Genomic DNA, 19,312 nt, shown 5'->3' with positions numbered 1-19,312 from the left:
AGATTCAGATAAGAAGCTATTGAATTCGATGGTACGAGGTCGACCCGCGATCACTTCGTCGAGGCGCCTTGCAGCCCCATCATCGACTTGGCCCTCGGCGTCAACCCCGCACTGCTATAGATACCTGTGTCTTGCCGACCCCGGAAGGCCCGAGCAGCACGACATTCTCGGCCCGCTCAATGAACGCCAGGCTCGCCAGCTCCTGAACCTGAGCACGCGGTGCGCCGCTGGCGAAGCTGAAGTCGTATTGCTCCAGCGTCTTGATGCCGGGCAGCGCCGCCAGCTTCGTTAGCACCTGACGCTTGCGCTGCTCGCGCGCACCGAGTTCCGCTTGCAGAAGCTGTTCAAGGAAATCGGCCATACTCGAATCGGTCGTCGCAGTGCGTTGTGCGAGCGGCGCCCAGTCGGTGGCGATGCAGTCCAGCTTCAGTTGTGCACACAGTCCGGCAATCCGTTCATGTTGCAGATTCATGCTGCGACCTCCAGCAACGCGTCGTATACCGCCAGCGGATGCTGCAGGCTCTCGCGCGGCAGCACGCGACGGTTGTCCGGCACAGCAAGCGCAGGTGCTTGCGCCGGCAACGGCAGAAGCGCCGCCTGCTCGGCAGCAAGCCTCACTGCCGGACGCTCGCCCGTCGTCGCATGACGGCGCGTGTTGGCAACCTCCGCCAGCCATCGACCGATATGCGCGTTGGCGGCCTCTACATCCAGCCTCAAGCCCGATGACCTGAGCGTCGCGGCAAGCGGCACAACGAAGCTCTCCTTCAGATAGCGGTTGAACCGTTCGACCTTGCCCTTGGTCTTGGCGCGATACGGGCGACACACCTTCGGCGTGAAGCCGTAGGTCTCAGCCAGCGCAAGCAACTGTGGGTTCCAGCGATGCTCGCCTTCGCCGAATGCATCGCGCTCGATGACCACCGACTTCGCGTTGTCAAACAGCACATGCTCCGGCGTGCCGCCGAAGTAGACGAGCGCCTCACGTAGGCATTCGCACAATGTCGCGGCATCCTCACGCGCGGTGAACCGCACGAAGCTCGCGCGGCTGTAACCCATCGTCGCGACCAGCGCGAGCAATGGCTCGCGTCCTCGGCGGATAACCGTGAAATCGGCTTGCATCTGCTTGCCGGGCGCGGTCTCGAAACGCACCACTGGCTCGGCTTCAGAACGCTTGTGGGGCACCAGAAACGCCTTGAGCTGACTGATGCCACCTTCGTATCCCGCCTCCTGCAATTCGCGTAGCAGAACCGTTGCCGGAATCCAGTGCGGCCGCGCGGCGGCGACGCGCTCCAGCAGATAGTCCTTGAACGGGTCGAGCTTCGTCGCTCGCGGCTCACGCTGGCTGTAACGGCTTGCCTGCTCGTTCCTCAGATAGCGTCGCACGGTGTTGCGCGATAAACCTGTTTGCCTCGCTATCTCACGCACCGCCGTCCCGCGCCGGGCCAATACCTTGATTTCCACTGCTTGCTCCTGATTCAGCATCGGCGGCAAAAGCCGCCATCGTCTCCCAGGTGGGTCAGGTTTACTTCGGCGCTAGGGTCATTTTTACATCGGCGCTAACACTTATGGCGCATAACCTTGGAGATCCATACTTCCTCGACATCGTGTCCGGCATGAATAGGGCCCTCGAACGCGCCGACATGTATCTGATCATTGCCTCGACCTCTAACGCCGACGAACTCCGTACCTACGAGCGGATGACTGAAGGACGCCGCGTCGATGGCATGGTCGTCGCACGCACAAAACTGAATGACCCACGGCTGCAGTATCTTGCGAAAATGCGCATTCCGTTCGTCGCGTACGGCCGCAGTATCCTCCCTGGCCCGTACGCCTGGTTTGATTTCGATACCGAGGCCGGATTGCGTCAGGCGGTTGAGCGGCTCATCAACCTTGGCCACCGTCGGATCGCATTGCTCAACGGCCCATTGGAATTGGGCTTTGTAACACGGGCGCGCAAGGGCTACGTTGAGGCGATGGCCGCCGCTGGTCTGCCCGTAGACGCACGCTACATGGTCGAACGTACGCTCAATAGCGCCGGCGGACACGAAGCAATGGCACACCTTCTTTCATGCAATCCGCGACCGACGGCCGTCATCGTGGACAACCCTCCGTGTGGCATAGGTGCCGTGCGTGCGCTGGTTGACGCCGGGATTACGATCGGCAGCGAAATGTCGATCATCATCAACGATGGCCTCCCTTCGGACACGCTCACCGGCTACAACTTCACGGCACTGCAATCGCCCGTTCCGCATGAGGTCGGTGAGAAGATCACTGAGCTAATGCTCGCGGTGCTCCACGGCGAGCCACCCGAGAAGCTGCAAGTTTTATGGCAGCCTACCCTTGAAATCGGTAATTCCGACGGGCCCTGCATCGACTAGATGCTCCCGAGGTTGTGAAGATAAGAACCATCCGATTTTCGGGCCATTGTGAAAGCCGATGAGCTCGCGGTATCGCGGCAGTCCCTGCCGGAATTGGTCCCATGAAATCTGATGTTCACGTGGATCATTGTATTGGTCGGTGCCTTCGACGTAGACATCGAAGGCGGCCCGAAATGATTCTGCGGCAATTGCTGGCGGACGACGAAGCGCATCTTCTATGCCGGCGACGAGCGGCGTGATAACCGCGACCGGAAGAGTCGACGGCAAGCATCATGTCGGCGAGTCGCAATGCTCCGTCAACTCGCGCGCGCGTCCCCTAGCACCGGTTGAACCAGGCTCCGCCGCGCCGCTGCCATGACCAGCTCACTCATTGTCGCGAGCGGCTCGGGCTCCTGCTCCCAGTGATGCCAGTAAAGATCGATCATCAGGTCGTGCCCGGAGGCGAGCGCCACCAGGCTGCCGCCACTGATCAGCGGTTCGGCCTGCATGGCGGGGACCAGTCCGTAACCGAGCTCGTCCAGGATCGCATTGAGCAAGGCCGCCGGCGAAGGAAAATAGTGCCTGGGGTACCGGCCGACCGTCACCCCGAAATGCAGCCCGAAAAACACATCGTGCAGGGCGTCCTTCCTGTCAAACAGGATGGCGGTGACCTCAAGCACGCCCGGCAAGGTCAGACCACCGGCGAAATGTTCGCGGGCGAATGCGGGGGTGGCGACACACTGATAGCGCATCTGTCCGACCGGCTCCGCCACGAAACGATCGACCACCGGTTCCGGTTGCGTGGACAGAAAGCCTTTGACGTCGCCGCGCGCCAGCGCCTCGAGCGTATGATCCTGATCGTCCACGACGATCTCAAGCGCCACATGGTGTTGCGCCAGCTCACGCGTGACCGGCTCAAACCAGGTGGCAAGCGAATCGGCATTGACGGCAAGGGCAAGCGCTGTTGTCGCCGCCCTCCCCGGCGTGACACGCCGCAGCAGGTCATCCTCCTGAAGCCGGACCGTCATGAAATGACGAAACACGTCTTCGCCCGCTTTCGTCGGTATCACCGTCGGTTCGCGGAGCAGCAGTAGCGCCCCGACCGACTGTTCGAGCCGCTTGACGCGGCGCGTCGCGGCAGCAGAGGAGATATTCAGCGCGACCGCCGCCTGCGTGAAGCTGCGATTTTCGACCACTGCGGCAAATGTCTCCAGCTCGACCGTGTTCAACATCGCGCCCACTTTCATGAACACCCTTTCATCCACGTTCCGCACCAGTGTTTGGCGAAGGACCTGAATAGAGATAGCCCTGAAGGCAGCTCGCCCCGCACTCCCGCGCCTGTTGCGCATCGTCCTCAGTCTCGATGCCTTCGACGATGACGCTCGCCGCGTAAGTCTTCGCGAACTCGATAAGCGGGCGCAGACCCAGGGGACTTCGGGTGCCGCCTTCCTGTCTCAGGCAACGCAGATCGATCTTGACGATATCGACGCCAAGCCCGATCAGGGCGATCAGATTGTTGTGGCCTTTGCCCAGGTCATCCAGTGCCATCTGGCAGCCGAGAGCCTGGAACGTCCTGACGAAGTTCCGTGCTTCTGTCGTCGAAGTCAATGCGGCTGTTTCCGTAATCTCGATCGTCAGCCTCGAAGCAAGGCATCTGTCTGCATGCAACTGGGAGACGATCGGTGTCCACCACGCATCGAGTGTGGCGCTATGCGCGGACACATTACAGCCGAGTCGCAGCGCAGGATTGCGGCGCAATGCGGCGATCGTCGCGTCGACGACCCATTCGTCGAGCCGCCTCACCATTCCCAGGCGCTCAACGGCCCCCACGAGACTACCGATACGGATGCGCTGGCCGTTCCTTATCTCGCAAAGCAGTACCTCGTAGTACGTCACATCCTGCGAATCGCCGGCGGCGCAAACGGGTTCCCGATCGAAATCGAGCCTTTTCTCCTCCAGCGCCGCGAAGACGGCAGCAGCCACCACCATATCGGCCCTGTACCGCTCACACCAGTGATGGCCCGCAGTCGCCAGGTTTGCCGCATCGATGAAATCCTGAAAGGGTTGATACCCGGAGCGCATCGCTGACGCGCGTACGACAGGCATGATGGCCGCGTCTCCCTGTGGTACGGCGTACGCGCCAAGTACCTTGACTACCCGGTGCTCGATGAGGGGCCCGCATAACTGCTCCGACGCGCTGCCCTTGTAGGACAGGCAGGACAGGTCGAAGATAAAAACGATATGCGCACCGGTTGTTGCAACGGTAGCCCTCCCTGATCGTGAGAGCGCCCGGGCCCGCTCATGGACGGCATGCCGCACGCCAAGTGCAGTCGTCTCGCCATACACCTGCTCGATCTCGCGCAGATTGACGATCGTTGCGACGACGCAGAGCTCCCCGACCGATCCGGCAGGCTCCGCCTGCGCGTCGACTCGTGTGGGCATCGACCACTGGCACGAACGGGGACGATCTTCCGTCTGTCGCTGATCATCGAAACTCTCCTTGCACGCTTCGCACTTACTATCATCGCCCTCCTGCCCGGCAGGCCGGATCGGTGCGGATCTGGGCAGCTCGTGAGCAGGATTTCTGGATGCCATAATCACCTCGGTATGCTAAACGTCCACACGTACTTTTCGCTGCACGCCTCGGGCATACGAAACTTCAGCGATGCGCATGGCAGGCCTCTCTGGATCGGGTGGGAAAATGCACCATTTCCCGTTTCGGTGTCGAAGAAAGAACATCGCCTTTGACCCGCTTACATTGTCTGCGACGACGCATACATATCGCCCCCTGCTGGATCGTCCGTAGTGGCTGACCCGAAATCCTCCGTTCGGGTCGGGCGCCAGCCAGTCCTCCACCATATTTCTCAATGACATTCCCACAATCGTCATAACTTCCTCATCGTTTGTGAAGGTCACAGTACGGCGATCCTGAGGATCGAAGGTAGTGACCGGCTCGCTGCAACACGTGATTGACAGACCCCGATGACCTCGATGACCTCCGATGACCTACGTTTACTTCGGACCTGCCTTTTCGCGCTTCCGCGGCAAATCGGTACAGACGCCTTCGTACAGCTCGGCGGCCATCGCGATCGATTCGCCGAGCGTCGGGTGCGGATGGATCGTCTTGCCGACATCTTCCACGTCTGCGTCCATCCCGACCGCGAGGCACACTTCGCTAAAGAGCTCGCCCGCATTCAGGCCCACGATGCCGCTGCCGAGCACGCGATGGGTTTCCTCGTCGAGGATCAGCTTCGTGAAACCCTCGTCGCGACCGTTCGAGATCGCGCGGCCCGATGCCGCCCCCGGCCCCAACAACCCGCCGAGGGCGAGCGTTTTCGTTCGTGTCATGCCGCCCCCCCGGTCACATCGACGGGCAGATACAGGCGCGTCGTACCACGCTGGACCAGTAGGGCGGCATTCCCCCTGGTCTGCCTGAACTGGTCAGTAAGCTGATCGATCGTCGCCACCGATGTTTCGTTGACTGCAAGGACGATGTCACCCACCTTCAGTCCCACACGAGCCGCCTGGCCACTCACCTGCTGGATCAGCAGGCCGTGATCGACACCCATCTTCTGCTGCTCCTGCGCCGTGAGGGGGCGCACCGTCACCCCGAGACGGGACGGTGCCTGCACGGTCGCGGGCGCACCTCCGTTACTGTCCAGGGCGCCAATCGCGACTGTTATCCGGGTAGCCGCACCGGAGCGCCAGACCCGCAGGTCAGCCTGCTGCCCCGGCCGTAACCTGGCGACTGTCGTCAGCAGGTCCGCCGATTCGTCGATCACGCTGCCGTTGACCGTGAGCACCACGTCGCCAGCCTGCAATCCAGCCTGCGCAGCCGGCCCGGCCGGGTCGACCGAGCTGATGAGCGCCCCGTCTGGCCTCGGTAATCCAAACGAGTGCGCGAGCGACTGACTCACTTCCTGGACCGCCACCCCCAGATGTCCACGGGTCACCTCACCGGTCCTGATCAGTTGGTCCTTCACATCCAGTGCGATATCGATCGGGATCGCGAACGACAGTCCCTGATAGCCCCCCGTCTTCGAATAGATGTTCGAATTAATCGCGATCACACGTCCGTTCAGATCGAAGAGCGGCCCACCCGAATTTCCAGGATTAATCGGCACGTCAGTCTGGATAAACGGGATGTACGCTTCGCCTGGCAGCGAGCGCGATTTGGCGCTGACGATGCCCGCAGTGACGGTATTCGCAAAACCATACGGCGAGCCGATCGCCATCACCCAGTCGCCTACCTCGGTGCGGTTCGGATTGCCCGTCACGACAACAGGCAGATTCTGTGCGTTGATCTTGATGATTGCCACGTCGGACAGTGCATCACTGCCGAGTACCTTGCCTTTGAATTCGCGTTTATCCGTGAGCTTGACGTTGACCTCGCTGGCGTCATCCACCACATGGCGATTAGTCAGAATGACGCCATCGGCGCTCACAATGAATCCGGAGCCCAGACTCACTTCCTCGCGATTGCCGATCACACGACGTGCGAGAAACGGCGCAAGCGGATTGCCCGGTGCGATGCCGGGAGGCAACTGGATGCCCATCTGGGTAACTTCACGCGTCACGCTGATGTTGACCACCGCCGGACCGTAGCGCTTGACGAGCGTTGCGAAGTTCGGCACCGCGAACAGCGACCCTGCCGCAGGCATCGTCTCCTGTGCGACAGCAGGACCAGGCAGACCACCTTCGGCCGTCAGTACCGTGATGACGACTGCAACGATGAGCAGCGCCTGCTTGACACCCACAAGCCTGCTGTCCGTCATACCGGTTTCAATTTCTCTTTCCCGTCGCTGCCGCCTGCGCTGATCCATCACGCTTTCTCTCCTCCGTATCGTTCACCCCAGTCAACCGAACCGTATGCTTCCCTGCTCAGCGTTTCATCCCGCGTGGCGTGCGAAAACCAGAATCGCCCGCAATTCATCCAGCGTAAATCGGCCATCTAGCACGATCCCGCCAGACTGCCAGTCTGGGCGATCGCCCACGTTATCCCAGTCGATCCAGCCACCGGCACCTCGCAGGATGGCTCGGGCGTGGCTATATGTACCGGTTGCTGCTTCGCTCTCTGTTTCGCTGTCGTACATGACTTGCTCTCCATCACAACACCGGATCATGATCATTCGCGCCGCGCCAGACCTTGCTAGTACTCATCCCACAGGATCACGCGCTTGCCCATTGACAGCGCAAGGCCACTATTGCCTCGCGCCTGGCCCCGTCACCATCCCTTCCGCGGGATTTTTCGTCTGGCTGCCAATTCCGCCTTTCGCCTCCGGGCAGAAAGGCATGCGCATTCCGTTCTGGCGTGTTCGTCATACCCACTGGCCGTGCAATCATCACCGGGTTAGGCACCAAAATGATTCCTCTGCCCGGGGATTGAGCCGGCACGCCCGACGCTTTTCCCTCTTCGTTCATGTCTTCCTGATCCCGCTCAATGTCACCTCCACTCACCGCGGCGGTACGACCTGTTGCGCTGGCGGGCGTTGTGGTGCCACCGACTTTCCCCAATTCGCGCCGAAGCGATTCTGCTCGCCAGACAGGTTAAAAGTACCCACCTGGTTTGATGGGCCCCTTACAAGCGCCTCGGCCGCCGTCTGCGATGCGGCACCACCTGCGATCGGTGTCGGCGCAAGTTCCCGGCTCAGACAGCCGTACGACAACGTGCGTACGCCATCGACCTCCGCATCGACGCATACGGGCTTCGAGGCTGGAGCCACCGACTGCGCCCACGCGGTGCCGGCCAGGCTCAACCCCACTAGCGCCACTAGCGTATGTCTGCTCCACTGACAAGCTGTCATCGCCTTCTCCTAACTTTGCTGACGTCCGCTCACGATGGCACATCGCTACCTGTCGTGTCGATCATCGGGACCACGATTTAGATGTCCTCTTCCGCGCGCCACAAACCGTCTGAACTCCGCCATTTCCGCAGGCGATAATTCCGGCGCCGGTCCGTCGAGCCATCCGGGCCGACTCGCCACCTCGTTCCAGTACAGCACCTGCATGCCGGTAGGAAACGGCGTGAATTCCGGCTCGCGGTACGCCACCTGGAAAAGTCGGGGTGGGACCGGCCGGGGCTTCCACAGGTCTTCCACTTCCTGAACGCTCGTGTCGAACCAGAATCGCACCCAGGCCGCGCCATTCGCGTCATTCGGCAATCGCATGAACCCTGCCAGCACGAGCAGCACCACAGGAACATCCTCCTGTTGCAACACAGCACACGACCATAGATTCAGCACGTCCGCATACGCGATTACAGTCGCAAATCTCTGCACGGTCAGCGATGGCAGAAGCCGCCGGGCAGCAACGTAGTGGTGCGTCCACCGACCGATGAAATGTTCCCGGTGACGCCCACCCACTATCACGTCGCGCCGTTCCTGAGCGACCAGTTCCTTCGGCTGGTAAGCGCTGGTAGTCAACACGCAACCCGCATCGTTGGTGCGGTGTTTGTGCCGGAGATGTCCCGCTGCACCGGCAGCATGGCGTGCGCCACGTGCCGGCGCAAGGTCGCTCTGGCACAGCGGGCAACGTGTGAGCGGTCCCACATCCGTCGCACCGGCGGCAACGAGCGCGGCCAGATAAGTCTGCGGGTCGATTGTGAATTCCATGCGGGCGTGAACGCCTGGGGCACGTTCAGGATTCGGGCGCCCGGTATGTGAATCGTTGCCCAGGTGTCCGGTGAGGGGGTGCGCGGTCTGCGCCACGGCGTTCTCCTTGTCTGTTGCTGCGTGCCCGCTGTCCTGAGCGCATCGCTTTATTGCGCCGCTGCCAATGCCTTCTTCAGCGCGCTCTCATTAATCGTCACGGTGGTGGGCCCCGCAAGTTTTGCCAGATACGCCTGCGCATTCTGTTGCATGCGTTGTTGCCGCAATACTGCGCGGATCTGTTCCTTCACGTCAGCCAGCGGCCGAAGCCCAGGCGGGCGTGTGTCGACCAGTTTGATCACATGGAATCCGGCTGCCGTCTGGACCGGACCCGCCACATCACCGACTTTCAGTTTTCCGACAACCTGGCGAATCTCCGGCACCAGACTGGTTTCAGGCGTAAAACCCATGTCGCCGCCGTTCGCCGCGCTGGTTTTGTCCTGCGAATTCGCCTTCGCGAGCGTAGCGAAATCCCCACCGGATGCTTGCGCCTGGCGCGCCAGATCCGTCGCCCGACGGCGAGCCTTGTCGATGCTCGCGGCATCCGCATTCGACGCAGTTGCTACCAAGAGCTGCGAGATACGCAGCATGCGCGGCGCGGTGAACGCCGCGTGGTTCTGGTTATACGCGCTCTGGATATCTGCATCCGACGGATAGTCGGCCGGCGGCGCGCTGACGGAAGCCAGATAGCTGCGCACAATGATTTCGCGCTGCGCATTCTCGATGGCCGCCTGCACCTGCGGCTGCCTATCCCAGCCTTTGACTTTCGCCTCGGCAAGGACTGACTTGTCGGCAAGCTGCGCGCGCACCATCTGATCCAGTGTTGCAGGCTCGGCCGCGAGACGGAGTCGATTGTCGGGGCTCAACGGTTTGATAAGCGCTTCGATATCTGCCTGCGTGACTGACGCCTTACCGACGCTAGCGATTACATCACTTTGTGCATACCCTGCCAGCGGCAGGCTCAGGACGAGACCACCGAATACCATTGCAAGTTTCTTCACCTTCACTCCCGCTACAAAATTTTGAATGACAGAACATCGTTGCCTGGTCACAGGCGTATCAATGAGCGGCCTGCTCCGCGCTGTTCCGCTCCCGGTCAAAGCGCGGCCCCGAACATGAGCCGCACAACGAGAGGTTGCGCCATACCGTGCGGCGGCTTCGCACCGATGTTCTGCGCCAATAACACTTGCCGAAGCTCAGCGTCGGCCTCGTTATCTCCCAGCGAGTCGAATTCGACGTGGCTTACCCGGCCGTCCGGTTCGAACCACGCCTTCACTCTCAGGACTGGCGGCGCCCCACCCGTTGCACCCGACGCACTCTGCTCAAAGCGCGCATGAACCCGGTGCGCCGCGTCACTCTCGAGAGCCGTCTGGAATAGCTGCGAAACACGTTGCGCATAGACCACCCACGCCTGCGGCGCCTTATCCAATGTCACAACGTCCGACTGGGCACGCAGACTGCCGCTCACGAGCGCAAGCAACGCGGCAAAAAGCGCTCCGATCCGGCCGCGCGATGTCATTGCAGCGTCGCCTTGAGCCCGCTCTCGCCCGTGCCCGCGGCCTCGCCAGACTGACTGGCGCCTTGAGCTTCGACTGCCGCCATGGCGGGCCGATTGCGCAAATGCAGCAGGAATTCCTGGATCAGCCGGTCCCATAACTCGATCGTCGAGCGGAGGTGTCGTTCCGTCACGCCGCCCACCACCACATCCATCTCCAGTACCAGGAACTGCGCCTGCACCCATAACCGCGTAAAGCGTTTCGTACGGTTCCAGCCCGACACGATCTCTGCGGGCAACTCTCCCTGGACCTGCAATGCGCAACTCAGCGTGTAGTCCAGATACTGTCCGTCCTCAGCGCTGCGGTTGCCAAAGCGCACGGCGAAACCCACTCCCTGGCTCGCACTCATCAGTTGCACGAGACCATTCTGTTCGGCGGCCGTGACACGATAGCCAGCCGTTTTGAAGATGTCGCCCAGCTGTTCGACGCTGACGGCCTCGATGACTGCCTCGGCGGTCTGATTCATTGCCGCAGTCCCGATCGCATCTCGTTCTTCGTTCGTCATGGTTCTTTCCTTTGATGTCAATTCAGTTCACCTTATTTAGACGCAGGGGACGCTGCAGACGCATCGGTACCTGGAGCACTGGCAGGGCTCACCGCCTTCGCCGCGGGGTCGAACCTACCCGCATGCGTCTGGTCGCCGTAACGCTGCGCGATCTCGTCGTATTTCACCCGCGCGCCCTGTGCGAACGGTTCGCGCGAGCTCAGGAAGCTGCCCAGGCCCACGTGCTCGTACGCATTCAGCACTTCCTGTCCGACCTGATATAGCTGGACGTTTTTCGCTTCACACGTTCGTAACTGCTCTGCCTGCGTGTTGCCCAACGCCTGCAATTGTGTGCGCTCAGCATCACGCGAACGTGACAGCGCAAGCAGCTCTTCATACGAGGATCTGTACTTCTCGAGCTGTTGAACGTCCTTCGCGTGACTGGACTTCTCGGCCGTCAACGCGCGCTCCGCATTCACCTCCGCGCCCGACTTGCCCTTCGCCGCCGCCAGATCCGCCTGGGCCTGCTTCAGGTCCGCAAGCGCCTTGTCGCGTTGCTGCCCAGCCGCGGTCCTGTCGGCCTGTAATTGCGCCTGTGTATCCTGCAGTTGCCGAAGCTCCTGTGTGGTCGAACGCAACTGCGTACGCAGTTTGTCCTCGATGCTCTGCGCCGAGGCCGGCGTGATCGCACACAACCAGATTGCCGCCGCGCCAGCCGCCACGATCACCCGATGTTTTCGCATGATCACCTCAGAACCGTGCATTCAGTTCAAGCTGCAGCACGTCGATCGACAGCGGCGCCCCGTACACTTCTCTCGCACTCAGATAGCGTGCCGAGAGCCACGTATCGCGGGCGACCGCGTATGCCGCACCCAGGATGTAGCCCTTTGCGTTGGTACCCCCCAGGTGGAAGTCTGGGTCGGTGAACGCATCCAGCGTCGCATCGGGCTGCAGGTACTTGTACGCAATCGTGAAGTTCCAGTCGCCCCTGTGCTTCGGCTCCGGCTCGCCGATCGTCGCCTTTGCCATGAAACCGTTCGGGCCGCTCTTGAAGTCCGATTGCGACACGTTTGCCGAGCTCGAGTCGTAGTTGTTGACGGGCAACGATGCCGCGCTGAACGCCTTGTCCTCGTTGTAGGCCAGATTGCGCACATACTCGCCGTCCAGCCGTAACTTCACCCGGTTGGCCACTACCGTGTCCCACTGCGCCTTTACGTCGAAGAGCCGGTAATTGAATGCGAGACCAAAGAGCTGCGGCTCGGGCGTCATACCCGGTGCCAGGTTCGGGTTCTGCGCGATGTTGCGCAACGCTATCATCGTGTTGCCGCCCTGGATGAAGGCCGGCGCCTCGTTGTCCGTGCTGCAGCTCGTCGCGCCCAGATAAAGCGCGCACGGCGAGGACAGCGAGCCGCGCATGTTCTGGAAGTCGTAGTACGCGAGCGCACCCTTCAGGCGATTCTGCTCGTTGATCTTCCACTGCGCGCCGACCTGAGCGCCGAGCATCCATTTGGTGTCGTTGCCCGACTTCTGGATGCTGTTCGACGGGAAGCTGTCGCTCGTGTACTGGATCGGGAATATGCCTAAGGTGCCGAACAGCGTCACGTCCGGATTGGCCGGCAATGCATGACGGAAGTTCGCCGCGAGACCGTCCATCTCAAGGTCATTGGAGAACAGCAGATCCGACGAGAAGAACGGATTGTCGAACCGGCCCGCCGTGATGTTCAGCCAGGCGGTGGGCTGGTACCTGATATAAACCTTGTTCAGCCAGATATCTTTCTTCGCAAAGCCGCCACCGGCCGTCGCCGTCGTCGAGACCGGCCCGTTATCGTTGCCGCTCGCGAGCTGGATACCCGCGGTGAACTCATCGGACAGCGTCGCCGTGACCCCCAGGCGCGCACGGTAGCGCGCCAGGTTGTTACGGTTCTCTGTCGAGTTGATCGTCGGCAGGTTGGTGTGATTCGTATTCGGATTGATGTCGAAGCCGCCGCCCTGATTGATCGCGGCGAAGTTCGTGAAATCGTTCGCGTTATTCGGCGAATAGAAATGGTATTCGTCCCGCACACGCACGTCGCCGTCGATCTTGATGCGCGAGACCCAATCCGGGAACGTATTGGGTTGCGCCCAGTTCTCGGCCTTGGCCTGAGCGACGACCTCCTGTTTGACCTGGTCGCGGATCTGGTCGCGCACCACCTGTGGCACGTACGGAACCGCGACGTCACCGGGTTGCGTGGGTGCGTTCACCACGGCCGCAGCCGGTGCTGCGGCACGGCTATTCGACGCTACCTTCGCCTGTGCGGCTTCAGCCTGTGCCTGCGCGATCAGGCTGCTCGCATTCGCCTTCGTCAACACGCCCTGCTTGACCAGCAGGTTGATCAGGTTGATCACCGTGCTCTCGGTGGGCGCCGCCGCCCCGGTCGCAGCCTGCGCCTCGAGCGATTGTGCGTGGACGCTACCGGCAAGCGTCATGCCGAGCGCGGCGAGTACCGCGAAACTGACCCGCGTGCGTCGCAGCCGAGTGCCGTCACTCGCCCCGCCGCGGCCACCCCGTGCCGCCGTATACTTAGACATTCCCATTCTCCACATAGCGTGCTGATTTTTTACTGGCACCGTTCGCTCACAACCTGTGCGCGAACCTGTTGTTGAATCCGTTACTGAATCTGCCCGAACAGTTCGCTTACCCCGGCTTGCGTCCCTGTAACCTGACAAGCTTCGGGTACATCGTCGTCGGCGGTGGCGGTTCGTCCACCCTTCCCAGCTCCTCGACGGCCGCGATCACCGCATCGTCGATCCGGGCGTCGCCCGTTGACTGCACGATCGTCACCTTCGTGATGCGACCGGACGGGTCCATCCACAGATTCAGGCTGCCCGCAAAGCGCGCACCGCCCGCGTCCTGAACCCGCTTGTCCTGCTCGATCGCCCGCTGCAGCGTGTAGCCCAGGTATTGCGCGTAGCTCGCATTGCCGAAGCTCCCCGTGCCGCCGCCGCTGCCCACCATGCCGCTGCCATCGCCCGCGCCGATGTTGAAGCTGTCCGTACCCGCCTGCGCTGGCGCGTTCATCGTCATCTGCTTCGGCTGGTTGTCCGACGGTTTCGGCGTCTCGGACGGCTTCGGCGCCACCGTCGGCTTGTCGACCGGCGTCTTCACATCGTCCATCTTCTCGGGCGGCGGCTTCTGCTTCGGCGGCGGCGGTGGCGGTGGCGGCGGCAATGGAATGACCGTCGTCACCTGGGGCGCGGTGGCCCGCTTCATGCCTGCGGTATCGCTCGCGAAATGCCATATCAGCGCGGCGACACCGAGCAGTACCACTCCCGAGATCGCGGGAGTGAGCCAGCGCGGTGACGCCCCGTCGTCGTCCGGGCGGTCACCGCGCCCGTTGTTGTAGGTCATTTCCATGGCGGGTCCCTAGCTGCCCTGATGCGCCTTGCCTGTCACCAGCCCCACCTGGGACAGGTCAAGGCGGCGCAGCAGGTCCAGCACGTCCATCACTTTCTGGTAGGCCACCGCCGAGTCGCCCTTGAGCACAATCGGGAACTCCGGCGTAAGCGCTTTCTGCGTACGCAAGCGGTCCTCCAATTCGGTCATACTCACCGGATACGCATCGAGAAAAATCTGGCCGCTGTCGGACACCGTGATCGCCTTGGTCTGCGGCTTCGCGAGACTCGTCGACGAACTCGCCTTGGGCAGATCGACCTTGATGCCCTGCACCGAGGCAGTCGTCATGATGATGAAAATGATCAGCAGTACATACGCTAGGTCCAGCATCGGCGTGATGTTGATGTCGTCATACGGCTTGTCGTCGTCCTGAACCTGCATGGCGCTCTCCTTATTCAGCGGCCAGCGCGTGATCCGCGTTATTGCTGTGCGCTTCCGCCAGACGCGTCACGAACTCGTCGACGAACACCTGCATGTTCGCGGTCACGTTCTTGTTGCGAATGAGCAGGTAGTTGTAGCCAAAGAGTGCGGGGATCGCGACGAACAGACCCGTGACGGTTGCCAGCAGTGCCGCGGCGATACCCGGCGCGATAGCGTTGACGTTCACGTCGCCCGCCGCGGCAATCGCGGCGAACGTGATCATCACGCCGACCACCGTGCCCAGCAGTCCGAGGAACGGACCGCCCGAAATCGCGATGGTCAGCAACACCATCGATTTCGACAGTCGCTGGTTTTCGCGCACGAGCGTGGCATCCATCGTCGCGCGGATCGCTTCGATCGACTCGGCGCTGATCACCGTGCGGCCGTTGCCGTCGACCCGGCTGTGGATTTCCGAGACACCGGCCCGATAGAGGCGATACAGCGACGACTGACGCAGACGCTTGCCTTCTTCCGACTTCTCATCGGTATGGGCGAGCCCCACCAGGTGTCTGCCAGCTACCTCGCGGAAACGTCGCACGAAGAAGCCGTTCGCCTTGTCGACGTTGCCGACATAGGTGGCCTTGTTCCACATCACGACCCACGAGACGAACGCCATGACCAGCAGAATGCCGATCACCACCCATGCGTCCACCGTCACCGACTTGACGATCACGCCAAAGTAGCCAAAACCGAAACCGGACTGCTTCTCATCGGCGCCGTAGGCAACCAGCTTCGATTCAGCGCCCTGGCTCAGCACATCGAGTGCGATCAGCGTCGCCGGGCGCGCCACCCTGGAGAGACGCAGTTCATCAAGCGCACCGTTGAAGCCCATGAAACCGGCCGACGCACCCGCCACGTCACCACCAATGGCCGCCGCGCCCGTCAGTGCAGGCAATGTCACCGCCATCTGGGCGTACTGCTTGCCGCCGACATAAAGCGTCAGGTTTTTGCCGTCCGCCGTCACCGCGACATGCGTCCACTGGTTCGCCGCGACCGGCTGACCGGCCGCGGTACGAACAGGTGCCGAAGCGCCGCCCGCACCGTCCACTTCAGCAAAGGGCACGCCGTTATCCAGCCCGATCAGCAGTGCATTCGCGCCATCACGGCGGCTGTAAAGCAGCGTGTTCGGCGTGAGCGCACCCGGCTTGACCCACGCGCTGAAGGTCAAGCTGCCGCCCGCGCTCACGTTCAGCGAGGGGCTGGCCGGCAGGTTCAACGGCGTCGTACCGTCGAGCTGCGCGGCCTTGCCGACGATGCCGTCCTCGACCGTTCGCGCCGGCGCGTTCTGCGCGTTGTTCCCATACGCGGTCAGATCTTTCGGCGGCGTACCGGCAGCTCCGTTGAAGTGATAGACCAGCGTGTAGTCCGGATCGAATGTGTCGGACGCTTTGCTGCCGTCTGGCGCCTTCCTGTTGCCGTAGTACATCCAGATGTTCTGTGCCGCGCCCGCCGGGAGTTGCGGAACGTCGACCCAGATCAGCGCGACGCCGAGCACTGCGTCGTACTGCTCGACGTGGTAGTTGAGCGGAGTCTTGTCGTCGGCAGCGACGAAACGGATATCCGCGCCGTTATCCTCGAGTCCGTCGAACTGGAAGTTGCCTGAATGCAGACGGATCAGCAGCGGCAGGCGGCCGGTTGACTCCGTGATGTTGCCGCCCTTCGGCGTCGTGTCGATGGTGATCGCCTTACGATAGGACCAGTCGTTCTGCCACCAGGCGTTGGCCACGCCCGGCAGACACCCCATCAGCACTGTCATGGCTGAAATGAAAAGAAATAACACTCGCTTCACAGTCGTACTCCCCTGATAAACCGGCTGGATCGCGCCGGCACAACACTCTTGAAAACGGTCAATGCACTTGCACTTCTTCGCTCACGCATTGTTCAGAACGCCAGACGTACAAAGAAGTCGAAACGCGGGCTGTACTGCTTCGTATAGACCCCCGCCTTCAGCGGCCAGCCCGCCTCGAAGTCCGCACTTGCGTACTTCAACAGTTGAATGCGCGTGCCGAATCCAACCGACAGCAGGTTGAAACTGGAGGTCTGCTCCGGCAGCGGGCTCAGCAGCCACAGATGTGCCGCATCGACGAACGCATGGAAACGCCATTCGTTAAAATGGCCGCCTACGGTGCCACCGAGATACTTCGAGATGGAGGGGCTGCGCAGTTCCAGCGAGCCGATCACACCACTGTCCGCGGTGGCTTCCGCCTGCATGTAGCCGCGCACGCTGTACATGCCGCCCGCGGCGAACTGTTCGCTCGACACCAGCGGCGAGTTCGCCAGCTGCGCGCTCACGTGCGCGTTGGCGTCGATGTCGTGGTCGAAGTGCTGCGTGTGGTTCACGTCGAACTTGCCGTACACGAAGTCCGGCGTCGCTTTGTAACGCTTGTTGTCGAAAGCGCTCCAGTCGCTGCCCACGCCCCGGATGTTGGTCGTGAGCGACGCCGAGAATGCGGTCTGTGAGTTCTTCAGGCTCAGTTGTCCGTTGTACGAAAACGTGACCGGCACATAGGTCAGCGGCGCGGTGGACGTCTGACCCGCCAGGCTCACGTTCTCGTCATAGTGCTTGCGGTCGATCTCGACGCTGACCGACTGCGCGTACGTATCGGTTGCCGGCAACGCGTAGATCGCGGTAAAGCCGAACGTTGTGCCTTTGCCCAGCACACTGGTGCCGCCCAGCGACGCGACGTCGCTGTCCGAGTGGATGACGGTGGCGAGGAAACTCCAGTGCGAGTCCTGCAGCGGTGCGAGGTACGAAAACGAATACACTCTCGCGTCTTGCGGATGCTGCGGCGCGATCAGGTAGGTGCCCGAGAGAACGTGGCCGAGCTGCCACAGGTTCGAGTAGCTGAGCGACGCGATCGTGCGCAGTGACGATGTATTGGGACTGTTGTCGTTGTTCAGTTCGAGGCTGCCGTGCAGCGGGTTGTGATCGTCGACCTTCAGATCGACGTCCACCGTCTGCGGAAGCGTACCTGGCTTAAGTACCGGGATCACCTGCCGGTCAGCCGAGCGGTTCAGATCCGTCAATTGCTGCTGGGCCATCGTGAAATCCGGCACGCTGCCTTCGGCCAGCGCGGGTACCGCGTCGCGGATGTTCTGCGGCGAGTAGTATTTCGCGCCTTCCACCCGCAGGCGTCCCACCTTCGCTTCGACCACCTGCAAAACGATCACGCCATTGTTCACGCGTTGCTGCGGCAACTCGACCACCACTGACTGATAACCTTTATCCTGATAGATCTTCTGCAGAGCGTCCCGCGCAGCATTCACGTCCGAGAGTGTCTTGCCCGGACCTTCGAACGGGTAAACCGCCTTCTCGATATCCAGACTCTGAAGCGCTGTGTTGCCGCGTACGATGTACTCGTTCACGTCGAATGTTTGTGGCGAACCGGCCGCCGACGCTGCTCCTGCGGGCGCAGACGCCCCGGGTGCCGTCGCGGTGGCCACCGGCGTGCTTCCAGCTGTCGGCGCAGCATTCTGAGCGCTTGCGCCAGGTGCAAGCGTCAATCCACCAACCAGTAGTGCCCCTGCGAAATTCGGTCCGAACCGGCCGTATGCGAGACCGTTTACCGATCCTTGCGTACGCGCGCGCATTCGCCCAGACATCGGCCTGCGCGCTTCGTCGTGTGATTCCCCGATAATTCCTGGCGTCATGCGCCATTCCCCTTGTCTGTTCGAAATCGTCCGTCTTGTCGTCCGGCCGCCCGGCGATGACACGTGGGCGCTACATTGCGCACATGTCATCGCCATGACAATTAATTTGCATTCCTAAAAATAACGTGCATTTAGCCTTCTTCAGGTTAAAGACGTATCTGCCGCTATACCGCTTGCCGACGCAAAAGCTTCCGCGCAGACGCTCGCGTCGTGCCGATGTTCGCGAACTCCCGTTCCACGAAAATCCTCAGTTGCGTCACGCACTCATTCACCGTGCGCGCGCCGGTATCGACCACCAGATCCGGATTCAAAGGAGGCTCACAATGCACCGACACCCCTGTAAAATCGGGTAACTCGCCGCGCCGTGCCTTCCTGTACAGCCCCTTTGAATCGCGCGCTTCACAGACCTCGAGGCCGGCTTTTACATACACCTGCCGAAAACGCTCACCGATGACCTCGCGCGCCTGGTTTCGCATGGTGGCCAGCGGTGAGATCAGTGCGACGACTGTGATCTGACCAGTGCGCGCAAGGATTGCTGCAACCTCGCTTACGCGCCGAACGTTCTCGTAGCGGTCGCGCGCCGAAAAGCCCAGATCGCGACTCAGGCCTTGCCGCAAAACATCACCACCCAGCACCATCGCGCGGAATCCCCGCGCCATCAGCACCGTCGCCAGCGCATGTGCAAGCGTGGTTTTACCCGCCCCTGGCAGGCCCGTAAGCCACAACACGGGTGCATAGCTGAACACTGCATCATTTGGCCCCATCGC

18 protein-coding genes and 2 pseudogenes are annotated in these 19,312 nt (G+C 61.7%); 1 reads left to right on the top strand and 19 read right to left on the bottom strand.

From position 1 onward, the window contains the following. Positions 1-109 precede the first annotated feature (109 nt). Both F6X42_RS30310 and istA read right to left on the bottom strand, forming a co-directional pair. Positions 110-472 (bottom strand): annotated as a pseudogene (locus F6X42_RS30310) (ATP-binding protein); the annotation flags it as partial. Further along, positions 469-1,479: an IS21 family transposase gene (gene istA, locus F6X42_RS30305; RefSeq protein WP_187637713.1), complete on the bottom strand. Its 1,011-nt coding sequence runs from the start codon at positions 1,477-1,479 to the stop codon at positions 469-471. The pseudogene F6X42_RS30310 and the gene istA, both read right to left, overlap by 4 nt. Before the next feature lie 83 nt (positions 1,480-1,562). On the opposite strand from istA, the gene F6X42_RS30300 reads away from it, so the two are divergent. Continuing rightward, positions 1,563-2,375, top strand: coding sequence for a substrate-binding domain-containing protein (locus F6X42_RS30300; protein WP_187637712.1), 813 nt, complete (start codon positions 1,563-1,565; stop codon positions 2,373-2,375). A gap of 296 nt (positions 2,376-2,671) precedes the next feature. Here F6X42_RS30300 and F6X42_RS30295 read toward each other — a convergent pair whose 3' ends face one another. From F6X42_RS30295 to cysC, 17 genes and pseudogenes are all read right to left on the bottom strand, one after another. Next, complete coding sequence (locus tag F6X42_RS30295; protein WP_376776459.1) at positions 2,672-3,586, bottom strand: HTH-type transcriptional regulator ArgP; 915 nt, start codon at positions 3,584-3,586, stop codon at positions 2,672-2,674. 25 nt (positions 3,587-3,611) lie between these two features. Then, positions 3,612-4,949 (bottom strand): EAL domain-containing protein, encoded by a 1,338-nt coding sequence (locus F6X42_RS30290; RefSeq protein ID WP_187637711.1) that lies wholly within the window; start codon positions 4,947-4,949, stop codon positions 3,612-3,614. A gap of 417 nt (positions 4,950-5,366) precedes the next feature. Then, positions 5,367-5,660: pseudogene (locus F6X42_RS30285) on the bottom strand (oxidoreductase dimerization domain-containing protein); the annotation flags it as partial. Between the two features lie 38 nt (positions 5,661-5,698). Then, positions 5,699-7,129, bottom strand: a complete 1,431-nt coding sequence (locus tag F6X42_RS30280; RefSeq protein WP_187637710.1) for a Do family serine endopeptidase — start codon at positions 7,127-7,129, stop codon at positions 5,699-5,701. A gap of 114 nt (positions 7,130-7,243) precedes the next feature. Next, complete coding sequence (locus tag F6X42_RS30275; protein ID WP_187637709.1) at positions 7,244-7,447, bottom strand: hypothetical protein; 204 nt, start codon at positions 7,445-7,447, stop codon at positions 7,244-7,246. Between the two features lie 360 nt (positions 7,448-7,807). Next, entirely contained in the window at positions 7,808-8,158 is a 351-nt protein-coding gene (locus tag F6X42_RS30270; protein WP_222945778.1) for a hypothetical protein, read from the bottom strand. A gap of 45 nt (positions 8,159-8,203) precedes the next feature. Beyond that, a complete protein-coding gene (locus F6X42_RS30265; protein WP_187637708.1) occupies positions 8,204-8,965 on the bottom strand; it encodes a hypothetical protein in 762 nt (253 codons plus the stop codon). 146 nt (positions 8,966-9,111) lie between these two features. After that, the gene (locus F6X42_RS30260) at positions 9,112-10,101 is read right to left on the bottom strand and encodes a peptidylprolyl isomerase (protein ID WP_312892945.1); all 990 of its coding nucleotides are present in this window, start codon (positions 10,099-10,101) and stop codon (positions 9,112-9,114) included. Then, entirely contained in the window at positions 10,098-10,520 is a 423-nt protein-coding gene (locus tag F6X42_RS30255; RefSeq protein ID WP_187637707.1) for a hypothetical protein, read from the bottom strand. The genes F6X42_RS30260 and F6X42_RS30255 overlap by 4 nt, the downstream gene beginning before the upstream one ends. Continuing rightward, positions 10,517-11,062 carry a YbjN domain-containing protein gene (locus F6X42_RS30250; RefSeq protein ID WP_187637706.1) on the bottom strand — a complete coding sequence of 182 codons (546 nt, stop codon included), beginning with the start codon at positions 11,060-11,062 and terminating at the stop codon, positions 10,517-10,519. The genes F6X42_RS30255 and F6X42_RS30250 overlap by 4 nt, the downstream gene beginning before the upstream one ends. A gap of 32 nt (positions 11,063-11,094) precedes the next feature. After that, on the bottom strand, positions 11,095-11,784 hold the full coding sequence (locus tag F6X42_RS30245; RefSeq protein WP_246530285.1) for a hypothetical protein: 690 nt from the start codon (positions 11,782-11,784) through the stop codon (positions 11,095-11,097). A 7-nt stretch (positions 11,785-11,791) separates the two neighbouring features. Next, entirely contained in the window at positions 11,792-13,609 is a 1,818-nt protein-coding gene (locus F6X42_RS30240; protein WP_187637705.1) for a putative porin, read from the bottom strand. A 106-nt stretch (positions 13,610-13,715) separates the two neighbouring features. After that, entirely contained in the window at positions 13,716-14,429 is a 714-nt protein-coding gene (locus F6X42_RS30235) for a TonB family protein (protein WP_376776458.1), read from the bottom strand. Positions 14,430-14,444: 15 nt separating this feature from the next. Beyond that, the gene (locus F6X42_RS30230; protein WP_187637703.1) at positions 14,445-14,855 is read right to left on the bottom strand and encodes an ExbD/TolR family protein; all 411 of its coding nucleotides are present in this window, start codon (positions 14,853-14,855) and stop codon (positions 14,445-14,447) included. 10 nt (positions 14,856-14,865) lie between these two features. Then, entirely contained in the window at positions 14,866-16,650 is a 1,785-nt protein-coding gene (locus tag F6X42_RS30225) for a DUF2341 domain-containing protein (RefSeq protein ID WP_187637702.1), read from the bottom strand. Between the two features lie 125 nt (positions 16,651-16,775). After that, on the bottom strand, positions 16,776-18,410 hold the full coding sequence (locus F6X42_RS30220) for a ShlB/FhaC/HecB family hemolysin secretion/activation protein (RefSeq protein WP_246530292.1): 1,635 nt from the start codon (positions 18,408-18,410) through the stop codon (positions 16,776-16,778). A gap of 299 nt (positions 18,411-18,709) precedes the next feature. Further along, complete coding sequence (gene cysC, locus F6X42_RS30215; protein ID WP_312892944.1) at positions 18,710-19,291, bottom strand: adenylyl-sulfate kinase; 582 nt, start codon at positions 19,289-19,291, stop codon at positions 18,710-18,712. Between the last annotated feature and the right edge of the window lie 21 nt (positions 19,292-19,312).

The sequence above is a fragment of the Paraburkholderia podalyriae genome (assembly GCF_014397785.1).
GTDB lineage: Bacteria > Pseudomonadota > Gammaproteobacteria > Burkholderiales > Burkholderiaceae > Paraburkholderia > Paraburkholderia podalyriae.
This window is presented reverse-complemented; position numbering and strand designations above follow the sequence as displayed.

What these genes read in the sequence shown, in the direction of transcription:
- istA (WP_187637713.1), bottom strand. Translation starts at nt 1,479, where the DNA reads ATGCTGAATCAGGAGCAAGCAGTGGAAATCAAGGTATTGGCCCGGCGC.
- F6X42_RS30300 (WP_187637712.1), top strand. Translation starts at nt 1,563, where the DNA reads ATGGCGCATAACCTTGGAGATCCATACTTCCTCGACATCGTGTCCGGC.
- F6X42_RS30295 (WP_376776459.1), bottom strand. Translation starts at nt 3,586, where the DNA reads ATGTTGAACACGGTCGAGCTGGAGACATTTGCCGCAGTGGTCGAAAAT.
- F6X42_RS30290 (WP_187637711.1), bottom strand. Translation starts at nt 4,949, where the DNA reads ATGGCATCCAGAAATCCTGCTCACGAGCTGCCCAGATCCGCACCGATC.
- F6X42_RS30280 (WP_187637710.1), bottom strand. Translation starts at nt 7,129, where the DNA reads ATGACGGACAGCAGGCTTGTGGGTGTCAAGCAGGCGCTGCTCATCGTT.
- F6X42_RS30275 (WP_187637709.1), bottom strand. Translation starts at nt 7,447, where the DNA reads ATGTACGACAGCGAAACAGAGAGCGAAGCAGCAACCGGTACATATAGC.
- F6X42_RS30270 (WP_222945778.1), bottom strand. Translation starts at nt 8,158, where the DNA reads ATGACAGCTTGTCAGTGGAGCAGACATACGCTAGTGGCGCTAGTGGGG.
- F6X42_RS30265 (WP_187637708.1), bottom strand. Translation starts at nt 8,965, where the DNA reads ATGGAATTCACAATCGACCCGCAGACTTATCTGGCCGCGCTCGTTGCC.
- F6X42_RS30255 (WP_187637707.1), bottom strand. Translation starts at nt 10,520, where the DNA reads ATGACATCGCGCGGCCGGATCGGAGCGCTTTTTGCCGCGTTGCTTGCG.
- F6X42_RS30250 (WP_187637706.1), bottom strand. Translation starts at nt 11,062, where the DNA reads ATGACGAACGAAGAACGAGATGCGATCGGGACTGCGGCAATGAATCAG.
- F6X42_RS30245 (WP_246530285.1), bottom strand. Translation starts at nt 11,784, where the DNA reads ATGCGAAAACATCGGGTGATCGTGGCGGCTGGCGCGGCGGCAATCTGG.
- F6X42_RS30240 (WP_187637705.1), bottom strand. Translation starts at nt 13,609, where the DNA reads ATGTCTAAGTATACGGCGGCACGGGGTGGCCGCGGCGGGGCGAGTGAC.
- F6X42_RS30235 (WP_376776458.1), bottom strand. Translation starts at nt 14,429, where the DNA reads ATGACCTACAACAACGGGCGCGGTGACCGCCCGGACGACGACGGGGCG.
- F6X42_RS30230 (WP_187637703.1), bottom strand. Translation starts at nt 14,855, where the DNA reads ATGCAGGTTCAGGACGACGACAAGCCGTATGACGACATCAACATCACG.
- F6X42_RS30225 (WP_187637702.1), bottom strand. Translation starts at nt 16,650, where the DNA reads ATGACAGTGCTGATGGGGTGTCTGCCGGGCGTGGCCAACGCCTGGTGG.